This window comes from Pseudomonas sp. B21-017 (assembly GCF_024749245.1).
Lineage (GTDB): Bacteria > Pseudomonadota > Gammaproteobacteria > Pseudomonadales > Pseudomonadaceae > Aquipseudomonas.
In genome coordinates, this window is sequence record NZ_CP087194.1 from 3,650,795 (window position 1) to 3,676,598 (window position 25,804).

Sequence of the window (25,804 nt, forward strand, 5' to 3'; positions counted from 1 at the left end):
GCTCCGCGCTCTTCATTCATAACTGATTAGACGGCCAGTTTACGGCGGTTGTACAAACCGCCCAACAAACCGGTGAAGCATCCGATGAGTAACCCGCCGACGTGGGCCGCGTTGGCAATTTCGCCGAAACCGATCATCGAGACCAGCCCCGACAGGCACAACAACAGCCACACCAGCATCATCACCAACACCCCACGAGGCAGGCGATAAGCAGGGTTCGGCGACAACAACTGGAAGATCCAGCAATGCCCGAGCAGGCCGTACAGCACCCCGGACAACCCGCCAAACAGGGTCGGACCGCTGAAAAAAAACTGGGCATAGTTGGATACCAGGCTGAACAGCAACGTCAGGCCGATCAGGTTGATGCTGCCCTGACGCGACTCGATGCGCCGCCCCAGCTCCCAATACCACATGCCGTTCATGGCCAGGTGCAGGATGCCGAAGTGGATCAGCATCGGCGTCACCAGACGCCACCACTGCCCCGCCGCCAGGCTGTCGGCCAGTGGCGTGAAATGGATGTATTCGCCGACCACGCGGAAATCGAGGAAGGTCAGCCAGCGCATCGTCTCGAGGTTTTCGCCCAGCAACGTCACCACGCCGACGATCAGGCTCAGCAACAGCACGAACGCCGTGGCCTTGCTGTGGCGCAACTGCTGGACAAAACCCGGACGCTGCAGGGTCGGCGCCACCGGGATATCCAGTTGCTGATCGGGGTCGCCGGCCGGAAAGCGTTCGTACAACGAGCGAACGTCTTCGCTGATGCTGGCCGGTACCCACAGCACCTGCTCGCCCGCCTCTTCGCTGACCCGATGGGGCACTTGCATGCGCTGCAGCAGTTTGACGAACCCGCTCAAATCTACCGCCAGTGGTAGACGCAATACCGCCACCGCCGTCATTGCAACACCTCCGGCCGCTCGACATCGACCCAGACAAATTTATGCGGGTCGAGACGGGTTTCCTGATCCAGACGATAAGCGACCAGTTTGCCGTAGAGCACCGCGCTGTAATCCAGGCACGCCAGGTTCGGGCGGATCGGCGCCGGTTTGCCGCTGCGCCAGTAGTGGCCGACGAACAGCATCGGCTCATCGATGCCGTAGCGCAGCAAGTTGTCTTTTTCACTGGACGACAGCGGTGTGCGGGCCACCGGCTCGGGCAAGGCGTCGGGCTGGAACACGATGTCTCCGTAGGTTTGCGGGTCGTCTTCCCAGAATTTAGTGCGGAAAAACGAGCGCGTCAGGCCGTCGCCGCTGGTCATGGTCAAACCGTGGGGCAAGCGCATGTCGGTGCCGCGCAGCAGGCGGTCGAACACGGTGCAGGCGAAACTGCCGGGCACTGCGGAGGCCTGGAGGAAATGCTCGTCGATGCAACCGTCGGGGAACAACCCGCGCAACGGCTCGATCAGGCTGGCATCCCAACAGGCATGCACCACGCGGAAACGCTCGGCATCGACGAACAATGGCAGCTTGTAGAACCATTGCAGGAAGTCGTGCCAATCCTGGGGATGATCTTCGAACTGGGTCAGGGTTTCCTGAAGCAGGCGGGCGTGGCGCGGGGTGTGCTCGCGCACGAACTGTTTGCCGCTGCCCGGCAGCGCCGGCGTGCTCCAGCCGAGGGCGTTGAACTCATGGTTGCCCATGATGCACAGCGCCTGGCCGGCCTCGACCATGTCGTGGACGATGTGCAGCGCCTCGCGAATCCGCGGGCCGCGGTCGATGATGTCGCCGAGGAACACCGCCATGCGCGACGGATGCCGCCAGACACCTGCCTGTTTGTGGTAACCGAGCCGGTCGAGCAAGTGCTCAAGGGTCAGAGCGCAACCGTGCACGTCACCGATCAGGTCGTAGCTACGCGCGGGATCGAGCATCAGTCGCCTCCACCACCCAACTTGCTGCCCCAGCCGAGCTTGGTCCGGCAGACTTCGTAGTAGTTGTGGTCGAGTGGGTGAATCAGCCGCAGCTTCTGCGCTTTCTTGCTGATGGTGATGGTGTCACCGGGCGCGCAGGTGAAGTGGTTCTGCCCATCACAGGAGACTTGCGGGTAAATCTGCATATCTTTGGACACGACGATTTTCAGCTCACTGTTGCCATCGACCACAATCGGCCTACCCGACAAGGTATGGGGGTACATCGGCACAATCACAATAGCGTCGAGCTTGGGATGCATGATCGGGCCGCCCGCAGACAGCGCGTAAGCGGTCGAACCGGTCGGCGTGGCAACGATCAGGCCGTCGGCCTTCTGGCTGCAGACGAACTGGCCGTCGATGTACAGCTCGAACTCGATCATTCGCGTCGACTTGCCGGGGTGCAGCACTACATCGTTCAGCGCATCGCCCTGGCCGATGGCCTCGGCGTGGCGCCGGACTTCGGCTTGCAACAGGAAGCGGTTTTCCACCAGGTAATGGCCGTCGAGCACTTCGGCGACTTTGACTTCCAGCTCATCGGGGCGAATATCGGTGAGGAATCCCAGGCTGCCACGGTTGATACCGAGCACCGGGATGTTGTGCCGGGCCAGCGCCCGGGCAGCGCCCAGCAGGCTGCCGTCACCACCGACCACAATCACCATGTCACAGACTTCACCGAGCATCTTGCGCGACGAAGTTTGCAGGCCATGGCCCGGCAGGACTTCGGCGATGGTGTCTTCGAGGATCACGTGCAGGTGACGATCGAGCAGAAACCGTTTCAGTCGGCGGACGGTATCCAGCACCTGAGAACTGCCCAGGCGACCGATGATGCCGATATTACGAAATTGCTCCATGAGGCCCCTAACGCGTGTGGCGGCGAAAAACACGATTATGGGCGAAAGCGCGGCGTAGACAAAACCCTTTCAGCCACAACGGTGTGCTCTAGTTTCGGGCTATGCTCGCAAGATGATCCTATTTCCAGACTTGCTCCAGTTACCTCACCAGTTGCGCCACCCTGAAGTGCGCGACCTGGCTTGGGTCATCCTCGCGCCGCCGATGCTCGACGCCACCCCGTGGCCGCAGCGTCATCCCCTGGCCGGCAGCGATTGGGTGCAGGCGCCGGAGCGCCTGGAACACTGGCTCAGGCATCTGGATCGTGACAGTTACGATTTGCTGCACTGGCTGGCCCAGGCCAGGACCCGGCGCCTGGGTTTGTACTACGAACGGCTGTGGCAGTACGCCGTGCGGCACGCGCCGGGGATCGAGCTGATCGCCGCCAACATGCCGATCCGCCGTGAAGGCCACACCTTGGGCGAGCTGGACATGCTGCTGCGCGATCGCGATGGCGTGCATCATCTGGAACTGGCGATCAAGCTCTATCTCGGCCCGCAGAACGGTGACGGCCGTGACACCGCGCAGTGGCTCGGACCAGGTTGTCATGATCGGCTGGACCGCAAACTGGAACACCTGAGCCGGCATCAACTGCCGATTTCCGCACGGGCGGAAAGCCGTGAGGTGCTGGCGTCGCTGGATATCCAGCAGTTCAGCGCGCATCTATGGCTGGGCGGTTATCTGCTCTATCCGTGGCCTGGGCAGGCCGAACCACCGAGTGGCGCACACCCTCAGCATTTACGCGGTAGCTGGCTGCACCAGAAGGATTGGGCGGAGTTTGTCGTGCAGCGTCCGTTCGGTCGCTGGCAACCCCTGCCCCGCCATGCCTGGCTGGCGCCGGCGCACTATCCCGAGGAGCAGACCTGGAGCGCTGAACAGCTGAAGGCGTGGCTGAGTGATCTGGACCCGCTGGCACCGGCGCAATTGATGGTGCGGCTGACAGAGAATGCCAAAGGGGATTGGGAAGAGGCCGAGCGGCTGTTTCTGGTGTCCGATCTTTGGCCGAATGTGCCGGGCAGTGGTTGAGCGCTTGCAGTGCCCGCCCGGTCTAGATGGATAACCGCAACGCCAAGGCCGCCAACGTCACCAACAACACCGGCACCGTCAGCACAATCCCGACCTTGAAGTAGTAGCCCCAGCCAATCCGGATATTCTTGCGCTGCAGCACATGCAGCCACAGCAAGGTCGCCAGACTGCCGATCGGGGTGATTTTCGGCCCCAGGTCGCTGCCGATGACGTTGGCGTAGATCATCGCCTCTTTCGCCACGCCGGTCGCCTGACTGGCATCGATCGAGAGCAAGCCGATCAGCACGGTCGGCAGATTGTTCATCACTGACGACAGCAACGCCGTCAGCACCCCGGTGCCCATGGCCGCGCCCCACACGCCGTAACCGGCGAAGCCATCCAGCCAACCGGCCAGATACCCGGTTAGCCCGGCGTTGCGCAGGCCATATACCACGAGGTACATCCCTAAGGAAAAAATCACGATCTGCCACGGCGCTTCTTTCATCACCTTACGCGTGGAAATCTTGTGGCCACGGGCGGCAATGGCCAGCAGCAATGCAGCGCACACCGCGGAGATCGCGCTGATCGGAATGCCCAACGGCTCAAGGGCAAAGCAGCCGAGCAGCAGAATCACCAACACCACCCAACCGGCATAAAACGTTGCAGTGTCGTGAATCGCGGTGGCCGGGTCTGCCAACTGCTCGGGATGGTAATCACGGGGGATGTCGCGACGGAAAAACACCATCAACATTGCCAGGGTCGCCGCCACGCTTACCAGATTGACCGGAATCATCACCGCGGCGTAGCGGTTGAAACTGATCTTGAAGAAGTCAGCCGAAACAATGTTCACCAGGTTCGACACCACCAGCGGCAGGCTCGCGGTGTCGGCGATGAAACCGGCCCCCATCACGAACGCCAGGGTCGCCGCCGGGGAAAAACGCAACGCCAGCAGCATGGAAATCACGATCGGCGTAAGAATCAGCGCCGCGCCGTCATTGGCGAACAACGCCGAGACCAGTGCGCCGAGCAGCACCATATAAGCAAAGAGCTTGCGCCCGCTGCCCCGCCCCCAACGGGCCACATGCAACGCGGCCCAGGCAAAGAACCCCGCCTCATCCAGCAGCAGGCTGATGATAATCAGCGCAACGAAGGTGCCGGTGGCATTCCAGATGATCTGCCATACCAGCGGAATATCGCTCAGGTGCACCACCCCGGACAGCAGTGCCAGCACCGCGCCGAATACCGCACTCCAGCCGACACCCAGGCCTTTGGGTTGCCAGATCACCAGGGTGATGGTCAGCAAAAAAATCAACGATGCGATGAGCATATAAACCCGGTTCCAGCCCGACGGAAAAACGAAGCGCGGAATATAGGGAGGTTTGAATAGGCCGTAAAGTGAAGGTGGGATGAAATGCCCGATGCAGCAGCTGCCGAGCCTGCGAGACAGCCGCTACGAGCTAAAAGGAAGCGGTCATGGCTTTTTATGCTGCTCGACCCACTGCGCATACGCATTGATGAATTTCTGCAGGAACGGCTTGAGCGACTCCGACAACTTGCCCGCCTCGTCGAACGCTGAACCCGCGCCGCCCAGATAAGCTTCCGGCTGCTGCATGCACGGTACATTGAGAAACACCATCGACTGGCGCACATTGTGGTTGGCGCCAAATCCGCCGACGGCGCCCGGTGAAGCGCTGATCACCGCACCCGGCTTGCCGTCCCAGACACTCTGGCCATAGGGACGCGAACCGACGTCAATCGCATTCTTCAACGGCGCCGGCACCGAACGGTTGTATTCCGGGGTCACGAACAGCACCGCGTCGGATGAACGCACCTGTTGTCGGAAAGTGCTGTAGGCTGCCGGCGGTGAATCGCCATCGATGTCTTCGTTGTACAGCGGCAAATCGCCGATTTCGACGATCGTCAGCTTCAGATTGGCAGGCGCCAGCTCGGCCAGCGCCAGCGCGACCTTGCGGTTGATCGATGCTTTTCTCAGGCTGCCGACCAGAACGGCGATCTCGTAGACGTTGCTCATGGAAGATACTCGACTGTTCGATGGAAAGAGCTTCTAGTTATAGATGATCAAATGACGATTCAACCAGCGGGCGACGGAAAATCGCCGCCCCTGACTATTTTTTTCCTGTAGGAAAACTTACCTCGCCCAACCACGGTCTACAGAACCGCAAATTGAGTGATTTATCTCCAGAGGTTCTAAGCAGATGGCAGCAGTACTCGTCGGTCAGTTCCATGCAAGAGACGCGGAAGGCCGTGTTTATTCCGTGCATGAGTTCCAGGAATCCACCCTGTCGCACGACGGCCTCGCCGGCTCTGCGCCTGTCACCACCTATAAACTGGCCATTGGCGATCGGGTCAACAAACTCGACGACAACGCGTTTGTGCTGGTGCAAACCGGTGTCACCCTCATTCGCGAACCTGAAACGAACGTCGCTTCATAACTCGCTGTTATGAGCAGAAGTCATATGCGCGCACTTGAGTTAGGATTCAGTCACTGACTCCCTCACCTGCTGAACATGGACTTCACGCATGCGTTTACGTCATATCGAAGTGATCCAGGCGCTCCTGCAGACCGGTCACCTGGGCACCGCGGCCGAATGGTTGCAGTTGCCCGTGACCGAGGTTGAACGCACGTTGCGCGATGCCGAGGATCAGTTGGGTTTCATGCTGTTTGCCAGCGTGCGTGGCCGTCTGCAAGCCACGCGCGAGGCGCGGGAGTTGCAGGTCGAGATTGCCCGCGTCTACGAGGCCCTTGAGCCGGTCCAGCGACTGGCCAGCAGCCTCAAGCAATATCTGGCCCCGCCCCTGCGAATCATCTGCACCCCGCCGCTGGCGCAACAACTGTTGCCGCAGAGCATCGCGGCGCTGCGCCGACGCCTCCCCGATGCACCTTGCACCCTCCTGAGCCAACCGACCCGCGAGATTGTCAGAAGCCTGCTGCTGCGCGAAAGCGATCTGGGCCTGAGCCTGCACGACCCGGACCATACCGATATCGATTGCCAGGTCATCGCCCAGGGCAAGCTCCAGCTATTGGCACCCCATGGCTGGCTGCAACCGAAACAAAAGTACATTTCCCTGCAAGACTTGGCCGGCCAGTCAATGGTCGGCCTGGAAGGTCACGACCCGCTCAGTCCGGCGCTGGACAACAAGCTGCATGCGCTGCGCCCTGCCCCGGTCATCCAGACCCGAGTGCAGACGCATCAAATGATGCGCAGCATGGTCGAGGCCGGTGAAGGCCTGGCGATTGTCGATCCATTTACCGCCCTTGGCGCCAAATCGGCCGGGCTCGATGCCTGCCCGCTGGCGCCTGCGGTACCGGTCAGCGTCTACGCTCTGCGCCTGAAAAACGCCGAGCCCTCTCCGGCGGTTCAGACGCTGCTGGACATCATCACGGAACAAGCCGTGGCGATGCTGGCGAGCTGATCGGTTTTTCCAGCGGGTTATCGAACAATCGATACCAGAACAATGCGACTTCGGCGGTGTTCGGGTCGATCCCGCGATAACGCAGATGATCGATCCCGCCAACCACGTAGCCACAGCGTTCATACAGCCGGCAGGCCCCAAGATTATTGTTCTGGGTTTCCAGCATGATGCCCGGCAGCTTTTTCTTGCGGCTCCAGAACTGCGCTACGTCCAGCAACGCCTTGGCCACACCATGGCGACGCGCCGGTGCATGCACCGCCAATTCATCGATATGGGCGAAACCGTTCCAGTTGGTGCTGACCACCAGGTGGCCCACCGGCTCATCATCCAGATAGGCCATGAAAATCGCACTGTCGGCGGCGTCGCGAAAACTGCTGAACTCTTCGGGATCGATGCCGTAGCACTTGCGATACGGGGTGATTGGCGTCACTGGCCACTGCGCCACCGGCTTGCCGATTTCTGCTGCGCCATAGGCGGCGACTTCAAAACTGAAATCACTGCCCCAGATATAAGCCGCAAAACCCTCATCGGCGACACGCACCGAGAGGCCCGGGTATTTGGGATTCATGACGGGCTGCATACTCGCAAAGGTCCTCATTCCTTGATGCAATCGACGGTGTAGTGCCGTCCATTGCCCTCGTCTTCATGTTGCAAGCCATGCACATCGGCGACAAACCCGGGGAAGCTGCTGTCGAACGCCCGGGCAAACTTCAGGTAATCGATGATCGAGCGGGTCGACTCGGTGAAACGCTCGCCGGGCATGATCAACGGGATCCCCGGCGGGTATGGCACCAGCATCACTGCCGCGATCCGCCCGTCCAGGGCATCGATCGAAACGGCCTCCACTTCCCCGCGTACCAATTGATCATAGGCGTCCGCTGGCTTCATCGCGACTTCCGGCAACACCGTGTACATGCGTTTGAGGTGTTTGGCCGTGGCGTTGCTGCGATAACAGGCGTGCAATTGATCGCACAGATCGCGCAACCCCATGCCTTGATAACGGGCCATGTTCTGTTGCGCCACGCACGGCAGGCAGGTGGCCAGGCTGACGTTGGCGTCGTAGCTGCGCTTGAACTCCAGTAACTCGGTCAGCAGCGTGCTCCATTTGCCCTTGGTAATGCCCATCGAGAACAGCACCAGGAATGAATACAGCCCGGTCTTTTCCACGACCAGCCCGCGCTCCCAGAGGAACTTGCTGACTACCGCCGCCGGAATCCCGCGCGCACTCAACGCGCCGCCCGCCGTCAGCCCCGGCATCACCAGCGTGACCTTGATCGGATCGAGCAGCACATAGTCGTCAGTCACGCCGCCAAAGCCGTGCCAATCGGCGTCGGGTTGCAGCAGCCAGTCTTCGGCGGCCACCTGCTCGATGGCTTCGACCGAGGGCGGCTGCCAGATGGAAAACCACCAGTCATCGGCGGCGATATGCTGGCGCAGATTGGCCAGCGCCCGGCGAAAACTCAGCGCTTCGTCGAACATTTCCTGTAGCAACGAACGACCGGCCGGCCCTTCCATCATCGCCGAGGCCACGTCCAGCGAGGCGATGATGCTGTACTGCGGCGAGGTCGAGATGTGCATCATGAACGCTTCGTTGAAACGGTCACGATCCAGCTGCCGTGCACCGCCGTCCTGCACGTGAATCATCGACGCCTGGCTGAACGCCGCCAGCAGTTTGTGTGTGGAGTGAGTGGTGAACACCAAGGGGCTGTCTTCGCTGCGGGACGTGCCCATGCCATAACGGCCGGCGAAGAACTCGTGGAATGCCGCGTAGGCGAACCAGGCCTCGTCGAAATGCAGCACCTCGACGCTGTTGCCCAGGCTCTGTTTGATCAGTTCGGCGTTGTAACAGAGGCCGTCATAAGTCGAGTTGGTCACCACCGCCAACTTGACCTTGGGCTCGCGGCCTTGGGTCAGCGGGCTCGCGTCGATCTTGGCCTGGATTGATTCGCGGCTGAACTCACTCAACGGAATCGGGCCAATGATCCCCAGCTCATTGCGCTCCGGGCACAGGTACAGCGGAATCGCGCCGGTCATGATGATCGCGTGCAACACTGACTTGTGGCAGTTGCGATCCACCAGCACCAGATCATCGCGTGCCACCATGGAATGCCAGACGATCTTGTTGGCGGTCGAGGTGCCATTGATCACGAAAAAGGTGTGATCGGCGCCGAAGTTGCGAGCCGCTCGCGCTTCCGCCTCAGCCAGCGGGCCAGTGTGATCGAGCAGCGAACCGAGTTCCGGCACCGACACCGACAAATCCGAACGCAGGGTATTTTCCCCGAAAAACTGGTGAAACGCCTGCCCTACCGGGCTCTTGTGATACGCCACGCCGCCGCCATGCCCCGGCGTGTGCCAGGAATAATTGGAGTCTGCGGTGTGCTGCACCAGCGCCTTGAAGAACGGCGGCAACAGGCCGTCCAGGTACTTGCGCGCCGCGCGGGCAACCTGACGAGCAAGGAATGGCACGGTGTCTTCGAACAAATAGAGAATGCCGCGCAGCTGATTGAGCTCGGCCATGGCGTCGGCCGGGGCGTTTTCCAGGGTGACTTGTTCGCCCAGGGCGAAAATCGGCAGGTCCGGCGCCCGAACCCGCGCCAGGCGGATCAGTTCGGCCATGTTGTGCAGAAGATGCGCGTGGGTGCTGGCGTCTTCGGCGGCAATCAACATGCAGGCAAGGCCGTGATGGGTCGAGGCGACCAGACGCCCCTCGGTGTAATCGACCGCCGAAACGATACTGAAACCTTCCTGCTCCAGCTCCCGGGCAATGCCACGCACACGATCACCGGCAACGGTGTCTGCCTTGATGTCGCGGTGGACGATCAGGACCGGGAATTTCAAATCTTTATACATGAGGCTCGGCGTCCTGAGGCGGCAGACCGTGGCCTGCCAATCACCTCAGGGTAGAGGGTTGGAGCGCATGTGGCGAGGGGGATGCCCTGAAGTGGGCCGGCCGGCGCACCATCATGTGGCCAGCAAACTCGGTGTCGAGAAAGATACCTGTGGCGAGGGAGCTTGCTCCCGTTGGGCTGCGAAGCGCCCCCCCCTGCATTCGCTCGGAACCATATTGGCAGGATTTGCGACTGCTGCGCAGTCGAGCAGGAGCAAGCTCCCTCGCCACAAAAAACCTTCCGCTCGAAGGGACTCAGGCCTGAGCCTTGGCCTCGGCCAATTGCTGCCACAGCGACGGCGCGCCGGCGGATTTGGCGATGGCTTCCAGGCGCGCAACGTGTTGGGCCAGATCCTCTTCACTGGCGCGGATGATCCGGGTCGGCTGACGATCGGCCGGCAGACGACGGATTTCCGTGGCGGAATTATCGGCGCCTTCGCCCGAACCGTTGCCATCGGACGCGTTACCGGCCAGCGACAGGCTGGTCTGGCCGCCGGTCATGGTCAGGTAAACGTCGGCGAGAATCTCGGAGTCGAGCAAGGCGCCGTGCAGTTCACGGCCGGAGTTGTCGACGCCATAGCGTTTGCACAAGGCGTCGAGGCTGTTGCGCTGCCCCGGGTGACGTTCCCGGGCCATTATCAGGGTGTCGAGGATCGTGCAGTGTTGTGTGATGTCCGCGCGATCGTGCTGGCCCATCAAGGCAAATTCGTTGTTGATAAAGCCAACGTCGAACGCCGCGTTATGGATGATCAGCTGCGCGCCCTTGATGAACTCGAAAAATTCATCGGCCACTTCAGTGAAACGCGGCTTGCCCACCAGAAATTCGTTAGTGATGCCGTGGACGCCGATGGCGCCTTCGTCACTCTCGCGATCCGGTTGCAGGTAAACGTGGAAATGCCGGCCGGTCAGCCGCCGACCGATCAACTCGACACAACCGATTTCGATAATCCGGTGGCCGTCAGTCACCGGCATGCCGGTGGTTTCGGTATCGAGTACTACCATCCTGTTAGCTATAGTTTTGTTAACCGTCATCGCAGCACCGCCTGTAAACACGGGCTAAATCTTAACATATCGTCAGAAAAACGACGCAAAAAATCACCATCAGGTGTAAATCGCAATTGACATTCTCTTCCACTGCGCAAGGGTGTAAATATGAGCTATACGATCAAGACCTTTATTGCGAGTGGTGGCGAGCGGTTCTCTCAACTCTATGCAGCAAACCCCTCAGGCTTTCCCTTGTTTTACCCAACCGCTTTTATTGTCCGCTCCATCAGGCGCACCACTACGCATGAAACTCAGAAGGTCTACCTTGCAGCGATCAAGCGAGTTTGTGAATGGGAATCCATCAGGAGTATCGACCTAGCCAAGAATCTCCATAACCGTAGGTTTCTCAGCGCAGCGGAGATTGATGACCTAACAAGCTATCTGCGTACCAGCAAGCGGAGCAGTAAGGGAGGTGTCATCAGCAGCTCTAAGTACAACACCTATCTCGCATGTGCAGCAGGGTACATCAGCTGGCTCGCGCATGAGGTTATCACCGACTCAAACACGCGCGACGTTAGGGCTGCGGTTGACGCACAAAATACCATGCTGTTGAGCAAAAGAAGGCGTAAGGCCGGGTCAAAAGCCGCACGAGCACAGCGAATTATCGCATTGAAGCTGCCGACTGAAACCAATAATCAGCTACTGGACCTCTTCGACCAACCCTTTGAAAGGCTTCGACAACAACATAATTTTGGCCACAGATTTCGCAATATTGTGATGCTGCGTGTTCTTTACGAAACAGGCATGCGATTCGGAGAGCTGCTGAGTCTGAAACTCAAGCACATTATCGAATCTAGTGGCAGCGATAGCGCCTACCTGGACATCGAGCGCAACCACCACGATGAGTTCGACACTCGGCTACATCAGCCGGTCGCCAAAACTGAGGGGCGCAGGGTTCCAATATCCGCAAGTCTCGAAGAACAGTTACTGGAGTACCGAGACAATTGGCGAGCAGATGTACAAGGTGTCGGATTCTCAGATGAAGACTTTATTTTCGTCGTCCATCGTGGGGGGCGAAGCCAGGGTCAAGCGCTACCCAAGACGGCTTTCGATAATGGGCTTGCCAAACTCAAACAACTCTTTAAAGCGCTTACGCCTGTTCACCCTCATCTGTTACGACACGACTGGAACTATCGTTTTTCAAAGCAAGTAGATCGCGTTGGCATGTCATTTGTAGAAGAACGCCCCCTGAGGGAGCAACTGATGGGCTGGGTGCCAGGTTCAGCCATGTCAAAGATATACGATCGCCGGCATATAGAAGAAAAATCTCATGAAATAGGACGTAAAATTGCTTCTGACACGGCAAGGGTTTCAGAATGAATACTAAAGCCACTTTAACAAACACACTTCCCTTGTTTGATCTCGATCTCAAGCGCACTGAGCATCCAGATTCGCAGGACAAAGTGTTTTATTGGGATGGGGATATTCTTGTTCAAACGGGACACTCCAGATTTATCATGGATAAAGCCCTTTCGCAGTTCTCACCCCAGCTTAAGTCGTCATTCAAACACAACATGATCTTATTCTTGAGCCATGGCGATTATGCAATAGATACTCGCACCAGGTTTATTTCAGCTCTCAAAGCAAGCCTGAATGCACACCCCACGAGCTCATTTGACAGTTGCTGGATAGCAAAGGCATTAACAATTCCTTCGTTTCATAGAGGGAAGAAGGCAATTACACGGTTTTTTCTCCATTGGATGGAACGCGACAGGGATGCAATTAACCAAAATGCGTTAATCCTACTGGATGATACTGCAGCGTTTCCCGGCGGACCGCGAAATGTGCTGTCAGACGATCCGAATAAAAGCTGGCTAACCGACGAAGAATATGACTGTTTACTTCAAATCACCTGGGATTACTATGATATAAACATCTCCGGCACTCAAGTGACACTCATAAAATTGCTATCAATGCAATACGCAAGGAGGCCGATACAAATTGCACACCTAAAAATCGGTGATATCGTTGAAAATGACGACTCTAACAACGTACTCCCTATCGGCAAAGCCATTTATTTTCCAGGCGCCAAGGACCAAGGAGCGGAAACAAGCTTTCGTGACAGCAAATTTGAGCCGCACTCCCTAGCCATTCACTTGTGGGATCTATGCCAAATTCAACGCAAGGAAGCCAGAGCACTTTACGAAGACATTCTATGCGTCTCACTCACGGAAGACCAACTAAACCTTCTCCCTCTATTTTGCAGTGAATTCCGCGTTAAACAGGCTCTAAAAATTATAGAGGACCAGCAACAAAAAAAACCATTGGAAAACCTAGGCAGCGAGCTATTTCATCTGAAAAAAATATGGATTGGCAGAATACTTAGCTGGTCAGCTAATGTACCAAATTGCAACTTTGGTACTAAAAATATCAAATGCTTTTTTACACCACGACCTCCTATCAGCCCGCGCACTGGTCAACCAATGGTTATCTGTGCAACTCGAATGCGCCATACACGGGCAAGGCAACTTGCAAGATTGGGAGTACCCAATCACATACTCTCTCATTGGCTGGGTCATACGTCTGAAAACTCATTGCGTGCTTATTACAACGACCCCGCCGAACAGGCACGACAACTCGACGAATCAATGGCGCCGTCATTAGCACCACTCGCAATGGCTTTTACAGGAACGTTAATCGACTCGCCGGATCAGGCAACGAGAGCTAGCGACCAAACGAGCAAGTTGGAGTTTGCTTACGCCGGGGAACTGAAAAATGTCGGTAACTGTGGCAAATTCAGTTTCTGCGCGACAACCTCAGTGCCGATCCCCTGTTACCGTTGCAAGTATTTCGAACCTTTAGTTAATGCGCCACATCAGGAAGTATTAGATGCGTTGGAGCAGCGACAAGCTGCAGAAAAATCGATATTAAAAATCGGCGGTTCGCGAAACCTATTGATACCCATCGATCTCTCCGCAGACATTCGCGCCGTCAAAAACTGCATTGAGCACTGTAATGCTCGCAACGCTGAAAGGGGAATGAAGCCATGAGCCAGATTTGCCAATTCACCCCCAACAGCGAAATGTCTGCTCAACAAAACCTTAGGGAGTTTATTGCCCTGGCGAGAGATAGCCTGACGTTATGGTCTGATATGGAGGGTTTTACCTGGGACGCATACACATGGCCAACAACCCTTGATACAGTCCGTTTCACCAGGTATGAATATCGAAACCTGCGCCAGCGCAAGATTATTGAATCGCATCAAATGATGCATCCCGCTTTTATAGAAGTCGCTAAGTCATACCTTCGCTACTCGAATACTGTGCGCCCACGGAGACGTGTCGCTGATCCAATGCGCGCACTTCGGGTAATAGAATATGTTCTGCGTAAAGATATGAAAATCCCTGACATTACAAAATTTGGGGAACGACACTGGGAGGAAGTTATCCGTACCATTAACAACGAAATCACCCGAGATAAGATTGCCTATGATGCTCTTATAATATTGAAGCAATTTGCGGATTTTTTCATTTTAACAGTCGATGCACGCTTTTGGAGCACCCCCTACGTGGGCGAGGAAAGTTACAATTCCCTCAATGGCACGAAAGCACCGAGTGAAGCAAGGTCGAAGAAAATTCCGGATCAGGACGCATTATTGGCTATTGCCGAAATTTTTTCACGAGGAGCCAATGAAGAGCAGAATCACACTGATTTAATGGTTTCTTGCATCACGGCGCTTCTGTTGAGTGCCCCCATGCGCATTGGTGAAACCCTACGGCTTCGCACAGACTGCTTACGCGAAGATATCGACAAGAATGGGGAATCCCAGCACTACTTGGCGTACTGGGTCCCGAAAACGCGGGATTTCGCTCGCAAGGCCATACCGAAGACAATGGCCGCAATATCTATCGATGCAATCAAGCGGTTGAGCGACATAACAGAAGAGAGTCGACGTCTTGCTCGTTATATGGAAACTAACCCCGAACATTTCTACCGTCACTCAAATTGTCCAGACATTCCTGACGACGTAGAACTTAGCTGCGATCAAGTGGTGCAAGCGCTGGGCCTTACAAAACGGGGTAGTTGCGGAATGTTCATGAAGAGATACACTGGCAGACACTCACTGGCAGGATATACTCTTGACTCCCTTTGGCAAATCGTTCTTAAAGCACACCGCGACTACAACCCGCATTTCCCTTACCAAGAAACTCCGAACGATCTGACGCAACCACCGCTCCGAATGTCCGAATCTCTCATGTGCTTTCGTAGATTTCAGTTGGCCTGGACTTTTACCACCAGCCCCATACTGCTTACACCTTATGATAATTGTACTTATGGGAAATATTTGGCGACAGGGAGTAAAGTAGCAGAAGATAAAAATTTCTTTCGCAGGAACGGCTACAACACTAATAAGCTTAAATCTCACAGTCTCCGCCACCTTCTCAACAGGCTTGGGCGCAGTAGCGGCATATCGGTTGAAATGCTTACCGAATGGAGCAGTCGCGCCTCAACCCAACAGACCCGAACTTACCTACATGACAATCCGGTCGAGTCTGCCTCCAAGGGAGCTGCGCTGCTCGGGACGACTCAAGAGCAAGAGCCTCGTAGGCCAGTCACCAATGAAGAAGAACAGCTTTATGGCCAAGGGCCGTTCCATCGTAGCCGCTATGGCATTTGCCGTCGTAGCTGGAGAGCTGGACCCTGCAACAAATTTGCCGATTGCCTCAACTGCTCGGAACTCCTGATGTGCAAGGGCGATAAAATCGCCGCCGATATCATCAAGTTGGATCGTGACAATCTCGTGCAGACTTACACGGCCGCGCAACGGGCGATAGCGGAGGGCGAGCGGGCTGCATCGCGTTGGACGGAAAAGGCAGGCCCGCAAATCGATAGGCTCGATTCACTCCTGGCCATCCTACACAACCCTGAAATACCTGACGGCAGCCCTATTGAAATTGCCGGAGAAGACTTCAACCATGAGAATGTGATTGTGTCCGAGAAAGCCGACGCAGCAGGCGTGAAGTTGTTAGACAGGAGCGAACTGCGCATCTCATATGGCGATGATCTACTAGCTTGTTTAGATTTACTACGGAGTTCCGATAATGCCTAAGACGATCACCGAACAACATGTAAGAAAAATCGCCCAAATGATCCGCAACTGGCCATTTGATCATGCTCTGGACTGGAACACAGTCTGCATAGGTGCACAAGACATATTGAAGTGGGATACTCCACCAACACGTCAGGCTCTCGACAAGAAAATAGCGATAAAAGTCGCTTACAAGAACAAGAAAGAACATCTTAAGCTTGAAAAGCAAAAACTCTCCGAGATGCCAAGACCGCGGAGCACGTTGGATGCCATGAAGAAAATAACTCGGCTTCAAGCAGAGAATGACGAGCTGAAGGCTGAGCTAGCCAGAATGGCCGAGGTCGCGAATCGACTTATTTACAATGCAACCATCGCTGGCCTTACACGAGAGCGGCTGATGGCCCCGCTTTCGACTATCAGTGAACCACAGCCTCGCAAAGTTCGAATTCCTGAGTGATCGTTAAGAAGTGTAACTTTTGTATTTTCTTTTGCCTAGTTAGAGACACCCTGCTTGGTAGATAGAATGGCCGGCATCTGCAATTGTTTATATATGGCCAAGAACCTCAAACCGAAGGTGAATATCAGAGCTATCCACCCTGCAATTCAGATAGACGCAAATACGCTGTGCAGCAGGACATATAAGGTGCACCCCAGAAGGAGCGGCGTGGCGTAAATCTCACGCGACATCAACAGCGAAACTCTTCCAGCAAGCACATCACGCGCGACCCCACCACCAATACTAGTCAGCACACCCATCATCACTGCCAAAGGTGCCGCCAGGTGCAAACCAAGGACTTTTTCGGTAGCTACCAGGGCGAAGAGCGCAGCGGCCAGGGCGTCGAGGTACAACAGGAGTCGATAGCGCTTCTGGATTCTTTGCGAAAGAAAAAAAGCAAGCAGCGATGTAAACAGCGCAACCCAGATGTAGTTGAAATCTGCAACCTAGAAAATAGGTTGACCGAGTAATAGGTCTCTTGACGGACACACATTCCACCTCCATCCAGGGGACAGTTTCCGCATTGTTGAGGAGCCCTATCGTTGGGAGCATCGGGAGAATGTCGAAACAACCGTGCTGTGGGTGATTGCTCCTCCGACGTTCTAGTCAACTCCCAGTGCAACAAGCAGGTTGCAATACTGGCAATCTGCGTCCAACTCAGTTAAAGCGGAATACGTTAGTGAGCACCAGTTCGCTGACTGCTTCTCCAACGTAGTGAGCTAAAAAGCTTCACATTGTCTGACAGCGGGTTGTTGGGCGACCGTTTGCCCTGAACAATGCCCACTCAGGATCAACGACTTTTGGATGTTGGTGAGCTACCAATACAGTTAATCGATACGTGAGCTCAGGAATGGCTCGGTCAGTCGGTCGACCCTTCGCTCTTCGAGTTGCCCTGCCCGCAGTATCTCGTTTGAATTTGGATAATGCCGTAAAAGCTGGCGGGCCTGACGTCGAATAGATTCTGACAGAGTGGGATCTTGCGAAAGCTCGACCAGAAAGTCTCGAGTATGAATCAGCGCTCGTGTGCGCTCGCTCGGCATCGTCATGTTTTCTTCCTCTCAAACAACGGCTTTCGCTGAGGGATTAATTTGCAAGCAAATAGAGCAGAAGGTGGCCCTACCGATCCTGATTAGACCGGAACTTCCATCATTAAGTTACTAAATTTATCGACGAAGGTGCTCTTCAATAGAGAAAACGACGCGATCGGTGCGTAGCCTTGACAGATCAGAATAGGCCCCCTCGATATAGCTATGCCCGCCTTCTAGTACATACAAGTAATGCTGGAAGCCGTCCCTGTCGTCGATAGACTCGCGCAACTCCTCAAGGCGCTCCATTTCCCAGTGGCCACTGCCATTCATATGCCCTGGACTCACCAACAGTACGCCCTCGACCCATACGCCCTCGCGCTGCGCGCTCAATATTCGTTCGAATTCAGGTGTACTGGTGATCAGCAAGGCGCTGGAGATTCCCTCGCCATCTATAGTCTTGTCGCCTATATAGGCCTTGCTAAAATAGAACAGTGCGACGAGCAATAATCCAATTTTTGTACCAGAGCAAGACCACTCCTCAAATATTCACAAGAATTAACGCACTTCTCATCCAATTAGGCATATGGCACGTCTGGAGTGTTTCGAATTCGTCTTCGCTAAGCACTTTTTGAATATGTGACGCTACCTCGAAGGACAAAGCTTTTTTACCTATGTAGTGAAGAGCTGTGAGAGCTACTCCTACCTTGCCCTCTGCGTGCTGAAAGCGATCCTTTGACGCGTGTTGTAAACGAACGGTGGCATTCCCAACGTGGATTTGGCGAGTAGACCCACTGGTATAAAAGGTGGGCAACACCTGCATCTGCGTACTTAGCCCCATCAAGCGAACGGCTTCTGCGCCGTGTATCTGGACCGTCTCCCCGTTTGCCTCGGTCATCAATCTCATTACCGCCAAAGGGCTAGCGCGCACAGTGCCTGTGTACTTACTTGCCTTGGGCCGCATATAGACTCCGCGAACAACTCGCTCAAGGGCACCAGTCTTAACAAGTCTAGAGAGCGCTTTGTTGACTGATGCACGACTGCCAGACTGCGCGAAAAGACTACCGTGAAAAGGACGCCCCTTTGGCATGTGTTGGATTCGTTTGGCGATTGACTTTGCGACGAACATCAAGAGCTCCAGAATGCCTTGAACCCGTTAGATTTCTTGGCGAAGGTAGTACCTATAAGCATGTTACGTAAAGCTTTCACCTCAGCAGATAACTTATTAGTGTCGTTGGGAATTGGTGCAAGAATTGAGAAGGAACAGTACTACTTGCATACAGCAACTCAGTGGGGACACCTCAGTGGCCGTCGATCGGGAACACATCTGCTCGATGGCTGGGCCTCTCGATGATTTTGCCAAGACTGTTATGGCTTGGTAATGGATAAACGACACATCAAAGAACGGCTAGTAGTTGCTGGCGATAATTTTTCGAAAAGCTTATTTGATAAGTCGATACAGAGGTCAGATCAGCCGGCGGTAAAAACCTCTGCGCTGTAGCGGTAGGTGCTGAGCTGAATGGCTCTTTCAGCTCACCTTGCATCGAGCTGTCCAACTCACCCTCTGTTGAGCAAGCCTCAGATGCAGCTGCTGCTACAGCGCACACAACAGCCAAATCATCCGGAAGATCATCGGCAATACGCTGAGAAAATCGCTTCAGTGTCGGCTCCGCCAAGACGAACAACCAAGCTTGATCGTCCATCTCGCCCACACGTCGAAGGACTCTTCCCAAGACCTGACGATAATGCAGTTCAGTACGAATTCGACTGAGATAGCAGCATACCTGGAGCCGAGGGATATCAGTCCCCTCGCTGATCATTCCCACCGCAACAATCCATCGGCAGTCGCTATTTTTAAACCCGTTGATGACCTGCTGTGCGTCTGGGGTCTTGGTGGTCACAACTTGAGAACTTTCGCCCTTGCCCTTTAGCGCCAAAGCAACCTGGTGAGCATGTTCGATGTTTGTAGCAACAACCAATCCCGCGGCATTCGGTTTGAGTATTCGCACTTCATCGAGTTTCTTGCTTCCCAGATCAAGCAACTGGTTGAGCGCGTCCTCATGACAAATTAGGTCCTCATATGAAACCGGAGATTCGCGCAATAGCTTAGCGATGCTGGGGAATAGTTTAACGGTACTGTCGTTTACAAAATTTTCTTTGAGTCTCAGCATCTGGTTATCTAAGAGAACGATGCGAGGTGACCGGCAAACGCCGTCGGAAATAGCTTCTTTGAGGCCGTAGCGATAGTCGCAAATCAATCGACCCTCCGGATTGGAGTAACGAGCCAGAGCAATGCCTCTATCATCCGAGCGCCATGGTGTGCCCGATAGCGCCAAGGTAAAGGCAGCGCGATCCTGTATTTTTAAAAGAATCTGTTGCCCCCAAGCATTGCTCAACAGCGGATCGTGCCCTGAGCAGTGATGGATCTCGTCGAATACTGCAAACACGCGATAGTCGTCGAAAAGTCTCCAGAAGGCTTCATCCTGGTGTTCCATCGCTTGATAGGTACTCGCGGCGCCTACGGCACCGATAAGCCCATCCAGACGCTTCCCAAGTACAGCGGAGAATGTCGAGCGAAATCCGTCGACGACTTGGCAAGACGGAGCGAAACAGAGCACGAGATCAATTTTGCCTTGCTCCAACAGATGTCGAGCCAGCTCTGCGGCCATTCGTGTCTTCCCGGCCCCTGGAGTGGCTTGACAAAAAAAGTGCGGCGTTGTGGTGTAGTGCTCCAGCGCTATTTCAATGCATTGGCTCTGCCATTTTCTCGGCGATGCTTTCATCGTGCTGACATGACTGTCTTGAGCGTCTTTTCGACCGCTCGGAGATGTCCTAGAAGACGAGAGCTTCGGTCTCGAGCTTCGAGATAATCACCTTCGACTTGGTCTTTCAGATGCGGCATTTCGTCGAGCAGTTGCTTATAGCGCTCCGTCTCTCCCATGGAGGAAAGGAAGTCGAGCCGAATCTCTTTGAGTATGGACTCTAGGTGTTCGATCACATCTGGCCCTGGCTGCTCTGAGTCGATGCTTTGTGCGGGCTGTCGCAGCGGTTTATTCACCGACTTGATACTGTTCTCATACCCATTATCGATGAGCTCCACCTGCAGATTTGCTGGAATACTCTGCCAGTGATAGATCTGACCCCGCTTTTGTCGTTTTTCATCCTGAATAACCCATCCGGTACGCAACATCCGTCTGATCTGCTCATAGACATATCTGCGCAGGTTGCTGCTGTTGAACGTAATACCCGCCAGCTGATTGGCGTAAGCGTTACGTAAGTCGTTGGTCGTAAATTGGCGTAGGTGCCCCTGCTGAAACAGGTCGTACAGCCGCCTGTCGAAGATGAATGAATCGGGTTTCATGCAGGCACCTGGAAGGGAAATTCGCGGAACGGTCAAAATGCGGATTATAGTCCGTGGCCGATTCATCCGCAAACGCAAGATAGTGCCGCCTCAGTGGAGACCGAGGCGGATATGCATCAGCTTGCAAAGGCATTGGGCGAAAGAATACGGACACAACGGAAAGCCAAAGGATTTTCCCAAGATGCCTTGGCGCACTCCTGCACTGTCGATCGTAGCTATATGGGGCGTATTGAGCGCGGCGAAGTGAATATCACCGTAGAAAAGCTCTATCGCATAGCCAACGTTCTGGAATGCGAGCCTCAGTACCTCTTGCCTGAAACGCTTTCTCTCCACGAGTTGGCTTCTGATCTGGCGGCAAGCGACTGAACCGACATTAGCTGGCACTAATTGACCAGAACTGACAAATTACTGATTCAAATGCGCAGCGTCACTTTGCAAGCATGAGTTTTCACTTAGATTGGAATTCTTTTCATTGAGAATGGAATCAGCCAGCTATAGCCATCCGTCGCTCGGGAACGTTAACGACCAGCATGGGCGCCGTGTGTAAATATTTCATGTCGTGATGCCAGACCTTTACTAGAGGATATTCACGGTGCGAGGCTGACTAGCCGCACTCCGAGCGCACCTCCAGCCTGAAGGCACTCTATGCCACGCAACTTGTATCGTTCATGCATCGAACGGCCCTTCCGAAGAGGCGAGCTCGGACACTGCACGTAACGCATTCGATACACCTGAAGGTTTCCACAGTTGTCACTAGATACTTAGAGTTTACACAGTCTATTGAAATTACTAGTTACATACGCCTCAGTGGTCATTAGAAAATAAAATGAAGTCGTTAGTTTTTAAAACGGGCAAGTATGTCCGCCCCTTTTACGACAGGCAGCAATTAGCCGATTCTGTTGAAAACAGTCGGCCATGTTTTCGCAGCTGAAAAGTACTCGTCCGAGATTGAAGTCTTTTCTTTCAGCAGCGGTTTCCAGACGCAGATTTCACGTAGCAGCGTGTAAAAAAGGTGTTTTCACCGATCAATGATCAGGCCGCTTTGAATGACCGACTTTTTCAACAGAATCGGCCAAAAGCGGTCGCTGACGAATAAGCCGATCCCCGTAGCGTCCGTTCAGGGCACAGTATGCTGGCACCGATGCCGAATTGACCCAGTTGCCGAGATTTCAATGACCTAGTCTGTTCCCCTCGAACCATTGCCTATGCGGGATTTATTCAGATTCAGGGGTGGGTCAGTCTTGCTTCAGCTCGTGGGCCAATTCGGCGTCGGCGTCAACAGCCGGACGGCTCAAGTAATTAAGGCGCTACATGCGTTTGGAAAATCTTGCTAACCACAGTCCACTTACCTTCGACTTTCAGCAGATGGAAGAAGTCAGTGAAAGAGATGCCTGACATGTCGTTAGCGTCGATGCGAGCGCTAGCCGCGGTACCGACGATCTCGATGCGGACTATAGCGGCCTGTGCGTCAGGAGATGGACGGAAATCCTTGTCAATCCCATCGAACAGGATCGGAATTGCGCCGCCTGCCAGCTTGCCATCAGCGCCGACGCTGTACATCGTCGCATGTTCGTTGAAAGCGGGCTTCATGATACTGCTCTTGGCCTGTTTGCAACCCTCAATATACTTGTTAAGTACCTCACTGATAGCTTGGTATTCTTCTACGTACGTAGGTTTGCTCACTGTTTTACTACTGATTTTTTGGTCGCTCGGCAGGTTATCTGCTTGAGCAATCGCGCCCAAGCTTGAAATCAGGGCCACAAAAAACAAACTCTTGATAGAAGTAACTTTCATTTATGAACTCTTAATTTAATAAGGATTGCGATTATTGATTTACGCTCAACGGCAGAAAGCACAGCAGGTGTTCCGAAAAACTTTCGGTGTTACTGTAGCTTCGCAATGAAATGAACGATGTGTTTTCAATAAAGGACTCTCGCAGTTTCACCGTGACCTGCGGGTTCTTTGTTTTTGAAACTACTTGCTCAGGCTGGTCTTGAGTTCTTGAGATGCCTGCTCGATCGCGGTGCGAGGCGTCGGCAGATGGCTGAATGCGTTCGACAGCCCAAAATCGTGAATCATGCCGTTGTAGCGTACCGACTTCACAGGTACACCCGCAGCGTCGAGCTTGCGGCCGTAAGCTTCAGCTTCATCGCGCAGGACATCGAATTCGGCAGTTTGGATCAGCGTCGGCGGCAAGCCCTTCAACTGCTCGGTTGTCGCCTGCAGCGGCGAAGCGTAAATCTGCTTGCGTGCCTCGGCGTCGGGTGTGTAATTGTCCCAGAACCACACCATCAAGTCCTTCGTCAGGAAATAACCGTTGGCAAACTCCTTGTAGGACGGCGTGTCGAAGTTTGCATCCGTCACCGGACACAGCAACACTTGCGAACGCAGGGCTGGTGCGCCCTTCTCGTTCGCCATCAAGGCAACCACGGCTGCAATGTTCCCGCCTGCGCTGTTGCCAGCTACGGCGAGGCGGTTGCCGTCTACGTTGATCTCCTTGCCATGTTCGGCCACCCACTTTGTCGCGGCATAGGCTTGTTCGATGGCGACGCCGTATCCCGCCTCAGGCGAGAGGGTGTAGTTGACGAAGACCGCCACCGCACCCGAGCCTACCACCAGGTCACGCACCAGCCGTTCGTGGGTCGGGAAGTCGCCCAACACCCAGCCGCCGCCGTGGAAGTACATGAACGCGGGTAGGGTTTTCTGTTTGCTGCCGACAGGTCGCACGATGGTCAGCTTCAGGTCGCTACCGTTAACGCGGATCGTCATCTCGCTGACATCAGCTGCCGGCAAGGCCACTTGGGGGGCAGCCTGGGCAGCCGCCAGCGCGGCGCGGGCATCGGCCGGCGTCATGGAGTCGAGCGTCTTGCCGCCTTCAAGGGATTGCAAGAATTTTGCGGTGTTGTGTTCAACACCGGGCAGGCTAGCTGCAAAAGCACTACCAAGAGACAGGGTCGCAGCGGTAAGGGCCAGAGCGGAGGTGAGGGTTTTCATGATCTTTCCTCTGTATTACCTGAGTGTGTGGATCGTTTTAAATAGCGAGCCACTTCATATTTGTGTTGCGTCGTCACTCAGGCAGTGGAAGACAACGACTTCCAGGTCGTGTGCCGGACGCACAGTTCCAGCGCCGCTCGTCTAAACAAAGCAGACATGCTGGGAAGCCTCATCTCCCGCGTACCCAAGGAGGACAGAGGTTCAAGGCGCGACGTGGGTATGGAAAATCTTGCTGACTACCTTCCACTTGCCATCGACTTTCAACAGATGGAAAAAGTCGGTGAAGGAGATGCCCGACATGTCGTTGGCGTCGATGCGAGCGCTAGCCGCCGTACCGACGACCTCTACGCGGACTATAGCTGCCGGTGCGTCAGGAGATGGGCGGAAACCCTTGTCGATCCCATCGAACAGGATTGGAATCGCGCCGCCGGCCAGCTTACCGTCGCCATCGACGCTAAACATCGTTGCTTGCTCACTGAAAGCTGGCTTCATGATGCTGCTTTTGGCCTGCTTGCAGCCCTCAATGTACTTGTTCAGCACCTCGGTGATGGCTTGGCATTCTTGTACGTAAGTCGGTTTACTCATGTGTTTACCCCTGCTTCATTGGATTGCTATTGATCACTGATCAATGATTTATGCAGAAAAGCTTCAGGCTTTGGTATCAAGCCAGACAGATCCATAACGTGTGTAGGCCTCAGGAATCTCTATGACTTCCTTCAGATCATCTGCTGCGCTGCGCACCCAGAATGGATCGCGAAGCATTTGCCGCCCTATAAACACCAGATCAGCCCGGCCGTTTTGCAAAATTTCTTCGGCCTGGCGCCCACTCTGGATCACACCCACCGCCCCCGTGGCAATGTGCAGTTCCTTACGCAGCAGTTCAGCCGCAGGTACTTGGTAACCTGGATAGGTCTGCACCTTTACCATTTTGATTCCACCGGAACTGCAGTCGATCAGGTCGACACCCTGCTCTTTCATCCAGCGCCCATATTCAAGGAACGATTCAGGCGTGTTTCCACCTTCGGCGTAATCAGAGCTAGATATCCGAACGAACAGAGGACGATTTCCCCAATGCTTTTTGACTTCCTCCAAGACTTCGCGCAGGAAGCGATAGCGACGTTTGGCATCACCGCCATACTCGTCGTCGCGCGTATTGGCCAGTGGTGAAAGAAACTCACTCAGCAAGTAACCGTGAGCGGCATGGATCTCAAGCACATCGAATCCAGCGTCGCTCGCGCGCCGTGCGGCATCCCCATATAGCTTCACCAAACCCGGAATTTCATTAGCCGCGAGTTCGCGGGGAACGGGACTAGAATCTGTGAAAGGGATCGCCGAGGGCGCGATGTGAATGAGATTGGGCAGATCCGCGTTGCGCCCCGCGTGGCCGATCTGAGCGCCCGCTTTTGTACCAAAGCTGTGAAGCAGTTCGGTGAAAGCCTTCAGGCCGCGAACGTGTTCATCGCTCCAGATGCCGAGGTCACCGGGCCCAATGCGACCATCAGCGTGGACAGCCATCGTTTCGGGAAAAATCAACCCCGCCTGACCTAAAGCGCGAGCACCATAATGAACTCGGTGCCAATCAGTGATAAAGCCGTCATCGGTAGCCATGTGCATGCACATGGGCGACATGACAACCCGGTTTTTCAGTTTGAGGCCTCTAATTTCGTAGGGGGATAGCAGCAAGCTCATCTAGAACATTCCATAGTGATCGATATGGAATGATGCTAACGTACACAG

26 protein-coding genes are annotated in these 25,804 nt (G+C 55.0%); 8 read left to right on the top strand and 18 right to left on the bottom strand.

The features are described 5' to 3' along the window. Positions 1-26: 26 nt before the first annotated feature. From LOY28_RS16370 to LOY28_RS16380, 3 genes are read right to left on the bottom strand one after another with little or no spacing between them, the layout of a single operon-like run. Positions 27-896 (bottom strand): rhomboid family intramembrane serine protease, encoded by an 870-nt coding sequence (locus LOY28_RS16370; RefSeq protein ID WP_258612140.1) that lies wholly within the window; start codon positions 894-896, stop codon positions 27-29. Beyond that, positions 893-1,867: a metallophosphoesterase gene (locus LOY28_RS16375; RefSeq protein ID WP_172901237.1), complete on the bottom strand. Its 975-nt coding sequence runs from the start codon at positions 1,865-1,867 to the stop codon at positions 893-895. Before LOY28_RS16375 ends, LOY28_RS16370 begins: the two co-directional genes overlap by 4 nt. Beyond that, the gene (locus LOY28_RS16380) at positions 1,864-2,754 is read right to left on the bottom strand and encodes an NAD(+) kinase (protein WP_007906781.1); all 891 of its coding nucleotides are present in this window, start codon (positions 2,752-2,754) and stop codon (positions 1,864-1,866) included. The genes LOY28_RS16375 and LOY28_RS16380 overlap by 4 nt, the downstream gene beginning before the upstream one ends. Before the next feature lie 112 nt (positions 2,755-2,866). Between LOY28_RS16380 and LOY28_RS16385 the strand changes: the two genes are divergently transcribed. Further along, positions 2,867-3,817, top strand: a complete 951-nt coding sequence (locus tag LOY28_RS16385) for a DUF1853 family protein (RefSeq protein ID WP_086946064.1) — start codon at positions 2,867-2,869, stop codon at positions 3,815-3,817. 22 nt (positions 3,818-3,839) lie between these two features. Here the strand turns inward: LOY28_RS16385 and LOY28_RS16390 are convergent, their stop codons facing one another. Both LOY28_RS16390 and LOY28_RS16395 read right to left on the bottom strand, forming a co-directional pair. Next, the gene (locus tag LOY28_RS16390) at positions 3,840-5,123 is read right to left on the bottom strand and encodes an arsenic transporter (protein ID WP_258612141.1); all 1,284 of its coding nucleotides are present in this window, start codon (positions 5,121-5,123) and stop codon (positions 3,840-3,842) included. A gap of 144 nt (positions 5,124-5,267) precedes the next feature. Next, entirely contained in the window at positions 5,268-5,828 is a 561-nt protein-coding gene (locus LOY28_RS16395; RefSeq protein WP_018929616.1) for an NADPH-dependent FMN reductase, read from the bottom strand. A gap of 184 nt (positions 5,829-6,012) precedes the next feature. Between LOY28_RS16395 and LOY28_RS16400 the strand changes: the two genes are divergently transcribed. Both LOY28_RS16400 and LOY28_RS16405 read left to right on the top strand, forming a co-directional pair. Beyond that, the gene (locus tag LOY28_RS16400; protein ID WP_018929617.1) at positions 6,013-6,249 is read left to right on the top strand and encodes a hypothetical protein; all 237 of its coding nucleotides are present in this window, start codon (positions 6,013-6,015) and stop codon (positions 6,247-6,249) included. 88 nt (positions 6,250-6,337) lie between these two features. Beyond that, a complete protein-coding gene (locus tag LOY28_RS16405) occupies positions 6,338-7,231 on the top strand; it encodes a LysR substrate-binding domain-containing protein (protein ID WP_258612142.1) in 894 nt (297 codons plus the stop codon). On the opposite strand, the gene LOY28_RS16410 is transcribed toward LOY28_RS16405, so the two are convergent. The 3 genes from LOY28_RS16410 to dnaQ form a co-directional block, all read right to left on the bottom strand. After that, positions 7,197-7,811 carry a GNAT family N-acetyltransferase gene (locus tag LOY28_RS16410; RefSeq protein WP_007937773.1) on the bottom strand — a complete coding sequence of 205 codons (615 nt, stop codon included), beginning with the start codon at positions 7,809-7,811 and terminating at the stop codon, positions 7,197-7,199. The genes LOY28_RS16405 and LOY28_RS16410 overlap by 35 nt on opposite strands. 14 nt (positions 7,812-7,825) lie before the next feature. Further along, positions 7,826-10,081: an Orn/Lys/Arg decarboxylase N-terminal domain-containing protein gene (locus tag LOY28_RS16415; RefSeq protein WP_018929620.1), complete on the bottom strand. Its 2,256-nt coding sequence runs from the start codon at positions 10,079-10,081 to the stop codon at positions 7,826-7,828. Positions 10,082-10,373: 292 nt separating this feature from the next. Further along, positions 10,374-11,150, bottom strand: coding sequence for a DNA polymerase III subunit epsilon (gene dnaQ / locus LOY28_RS16420; protein ID WP_408981022.1), 777 nt, complete (start codon positions 11,148-11,150; stop codon positions 10,374-10,376). Positions 11,151-11,270: 120 nt separating this feature from the next. Here dnaQ and LOY28_RS16425 point away from each other — a divergent pair, with 120 nt between their 5' ends. Genes LOY28_RS16425 through LOY28_RS16440 form a run of 4 tightly spaced genes read left to right on the top strand, consistent with a single transcriptional unit; the run spans position 11,271 to position 16,648 of the window. After that, complete coding sequence (locus LOY28_RS16425) at positions 11,271-12,482, top strand: site-specific integrase (protein WP_258612144.1); 1,212 nt, start codon at positions 11,271-11,273, stop codon at positions 12,480-12,482. Next, positions 12,479-14,152: a site-specific integrase gene (locus LOY28_RS16430; protein WP_258612145.1), complete on the top strand. Its 1,674-nt coding sequence runs from the start codon at positions 12,479-12,481 to the stop codon at positions 14,150-14,152. The genes LOY28_RS16425 and LOY28_RS16430 overlap by 4 nt, the downstream gene beginning before the upstream one ends. Beyond that, a complete protein-coding gene (locus LOY28_RS16435; RefSeq protein ID WP_258612146.1) occupies positions 14,149-16,212 on the top strand; it encodes an integrase in 2,064 nt (687 codons plus the stop codon). Before LOY28_RS16430 ends, LOY28_RS16435 begins: the two co-directional genes overlap by 4 nt. Further along, positions 16,205-16,648 carry a hypothetical protein gene (locus LOY28_RS16440; RefSeq protein WP_258612147.1) on the top strand — a complete coding sequence of 148 codons (444 nt, stop codon included), beginning with the start codon at positions 16,205-16,207 and terminating at the stop codon, positions 16,646-16,648. Before LOY28_RS16435 ends, LOY28_RS16440 begins: the two co-directional genes overlap by 8 nt. A gap of 146 nt (positions 16,649-16,794) precedes the next feature. Here the strand turns inward: LOY28_RS16440 and LOY28_RS16445 are convergent, their stop codons facing one another. The 6 genes from LOY28_RS16445 to LOY28_RS16470 form a co-directional block, all read right to left on the bottom strand. After that, a complete protein-coding gene (locus LOY28_RS16445) occupies positions 16,795-17,040 on the bottom strand; it encodes a trimeric intracellular cation channel family protein (protein WP_258612148.1) in 246 nt (81 codons plus the stop codon). A 474-nt stretch (positions 17,041-17,514) separates the two neighbouring features. Further along, complete coding sequence (locus LOY28_RS16450) at positions 17,515-17,733, bottom strand: BPSL0761 family protein (RefSeq protein WP_258612149.1); 219 nt, start codon at positions 17,731-17,733, stop codon at positions 17,515-17,517. 117 nt (positions 17,734-17,850) lie between these two features. Next, positions 17,851-18,219 (bottom strand): hypothetical protein, encoded by a 369-nt coding sequence (locus LOY28_RS16455; protein WP_258612150.1) that lies wholly within the window; start codon positions 18,217-18,219, stop codon positions 17,851-17,853. A 34-nt stretch (positions 18,220-18,253) separates the two neighbouring features. After that, the gene (locus tag LOY28_RS16460) at positions 18,254-18,841 is read right to left on the bottom strand and encodes a type IV toxin-antitoxin system AbiEi family antitoxin domain-containing protein (protein ID WP_258612151.1); all 588 of its coding nucleotides are present in this window, start codon (positions 18,839-18,841) and stop codon (positions 18,254-18,256) included. Between the two features lie 268 nt (positions 18,842-19,109). After that, positions 19,110-20,495 carry a DEAD/DEAH box helicase gene (locus LOY28_RS16465; protein ID WP_258612152.1) on the bottom strand — a complete coding sequence of 462 codons (1,386 nt, stop codon included), beginning with the start codon at positions 20,493-20,495 and terminating at the stop codon, positions 19,110-19,112. Next, entirely contained in the window at positions 20,492-21,073 is a 582-nt protein-coding gene (locus LOY28_RS16470) for a hypothetical protein (protein WP_258612153.1), read from the bottom strand. The genes LOY28_RS16465 and LOY28_RS16470 overlap by 4 nt, the downstream gene beginning before the upstream one ends. Before the next feature lie 111 nt (positions 21,074-21,184). On the opposite strand from LOY28_RS16470, the gene LOY28_RS16475 reads away from it, so the two are divergent. Then, a complete protein-coding gene (locus LOY28_RS16475; RefSeq protein WP_256809276.1) occupies positions 21,185-21,439 on the top strand; it encodes a helix-turn-helix domain-containing protein in 255 nt (84 codons plus the stop codon). Between the two features lie 933 nt (positions 21,440-22,372). Here LOY28_RS16475 and LOY28_RS16480 read toward each other — a convergent pair. The 4 genes from LOY28_RS16480 to namA form a co-directional block, all read right to left on the bottom strand. Then, positions 22,373-22,756, bottom strand: coding sequence for a nuclear transport factor 2 family protein (locus LOY28_RS16480; RefSeq protein ID WP_258614463.1), 384 nt, complete (start codon positions 22,754-22,756; stop codon positions 22,373-22,375). Between the two features lie 291 nt (positions 22,757-23,047). Continuing rightward, complete coding sequence (locus LOY28_RS16485) at positions 23,048-24,067, bottom strand: alpha/beta hydrolase (protein WP_258612154.1); 1,020 nt, start codon at positions 24,065-24,067, stop codon at positions 23,048-23,050. A gap of 201 nt (positions 24,068-24,268) precedes the next feature. Beyond that, positions 24,269-24,652, bottom strand: coding sequence for a nuclear transport factor 2 family protein (locus LOY28_RS16490; RefSeq protein WP_258612155.1), 384 nt, complete (start codon positions 24,650-24,652; stop codon positions 24,269-24,271). A 63-nt stretch (positions 24,653-24,715) separates the two neighbouring features. Next, the gene (gene namA, locus LOY28_RS16495) at positions 24,716-25,756 is read right to left on the bottom strand and encodes an NADPH dehydrogenase NamA (RefSeq protein ID WP_258612156.1); all 1,041 of its coding nucleotides are present in this window, start codon (positions 25,754-25,756) and stop codon (positions 24,716-24,718) included. Positions 25,757-25,804: the final 48 nt, after the last annotated feature.

Bases quoted from the DNA above. Each gene is read 5' to 3' on its own strand.
- LOY28_RS16370 (WP_258612140.1), bottom strand. From the start codon at position 896: ATGACGGCGGTGGCGGTATTGCGTCTACCACTGGCGGTAGATTTGAGC.
- LOY28_RS16380 (WP_007906781.1), bottom strand. From the start codon at position 2,754: ATGGAGCAATTTCGTAATATCGGCATCATCGGTCGCCTGGGCAGTTCT.
- LOY28_RS16385 (WP_086946064.1), top strand. From the start codon at position 2,867: ATGATCCTATTTCCAGACTTGCTCCAGTTACCTCACCAGTTGCGCCAC.
- LOY28_RS16390 (WP_258612141.1), bottom strand. From the start codon at position 5,123: ATGCTCATCGCATCGTTGATTTTTTTGCTGACCATCACCCTGGTGATC.
- LOY28_RS16395 (WP_018929616.1), bottom strand. From the start codon at position 5,828: ATGAGCAACGTCTACGAGATCGCCGTTCTGGTCGGCAGCCTGAGAAAA.
- LOY28_RS16400 (WP_018929617.1), top strand. From the start codon at position 6,013: ATGGCAGCAGTACTCGTCGGTCAGTTCCATGCAAGAGACGCGGAAGGC.
- LOY28_RS16405 (WP_258612142.1), top strand. From the start codon at position 6,338: ATGCGTTTACGTCATATCGAAGTGATCCAGGCGCTCCTGCAGACCGGT.
- LOY28_RS16410 (WP_007937773.1), bottom strand. From the start codon at position 7,811: ATGCAGCCCGTCATGAATCCCAAATACCCGGGCCTCTCGGTGCGTGTC.
- LOY28_RS16415 (WP_018929620.1), bottom strand. From the start codon at position 10,081: ATGTATAAAGATTTGAAATTCCCGGTCCTGATCGTCCACCGCGACATC.
- dnaQ (WP_408981022.1), bottom strand. From the start codon at position 11,150: ATGACGGTTAACAAAACTATAGCTAACAGGATGGTAGTACTCGATACC.
- LOY28_RS16425 (WP_258612144.1), top strand. From the start codon at position 11,271: ATGAGCTATACGATCAAGACCTTTATTGCGAGTGGTGGCGAGCGGTTC.
- LOY28_RS16430 (WP_258612145.1), top strand. From the start codon at position 12,479: ATGAATACTAAAGCCACTTTAACAAACACACTTCCCTTGTTTGATCTC.
- LOY28_RS16435 (WP_258612146.1), top strand. From the start codon at position 14,149: ATGAGCCAGATTTGCCAATTCACCCCCAACAGCGAAATGTCTGCTCAA.
- LOY28_RS16440 (WP_258612147.1), top strand. From the start codon at position 16,205: ATGCCTAAGACGATCACCGAACAACATGTAAGAAAAATCGCCCAAATG.
- LOY28_RS16450 (WP_258612149.1), bottom strand. From the start codon at position 17,733: ATGACGATGCCGAGCGAGCGCACACGAGCGCTGATTCATACTCGAGAC.
- LOY28_RS16460 (WP_258612151.1), bottom strand. From the start codon at position 18,841: ATGTTCGTCGCAAAGTCAATCGCCAAACGAATCCAACACATGCCAAAG.
- LOY28_RS16465 (WP_258612152.1), bottom strand. From the start codon at position 20,495: ATGAAAGCATCGCCGAGAAAATGGCAGAGCCAATGCATTGAAATAGCG.
- LOY28_RS16470 (WP_258612153.1), bottom strand. From the start codon at position 21,073: ATGAAACCCGATTCATTCATCTTCGACAGGCGGCTGTACGACCTGTTT.
- LOY28_RS16475 (WP_256809276.1), top strand. From the start codon at position 21,185: ATGCATCAGCTTGCAAAGGCATTGGGCGAAAGAATACGGACACAACGG.
- LOY28_RS16485 (WP_258612154.1), bottom strand. From the start codon at position 24,067: ATGAAAACCCTCACCTCCGCTCTGGCCCTTACCGCTGCGACCCTGTCT.
- LOY28_RS16490 (WP_258612155.1), bottom strand. From the start codon at position 24,652: ATGAGTAAACCGACTTACGTACAAGAATGCCAAGCCATCACCGAGGTG.
- namA (WP_258612156.1), bottom strand. From the start codon at position 25,756: ATGAGCTTGCTGCTATCCCCCTACGAAATTAGAGGCCTCAAACTGAAA.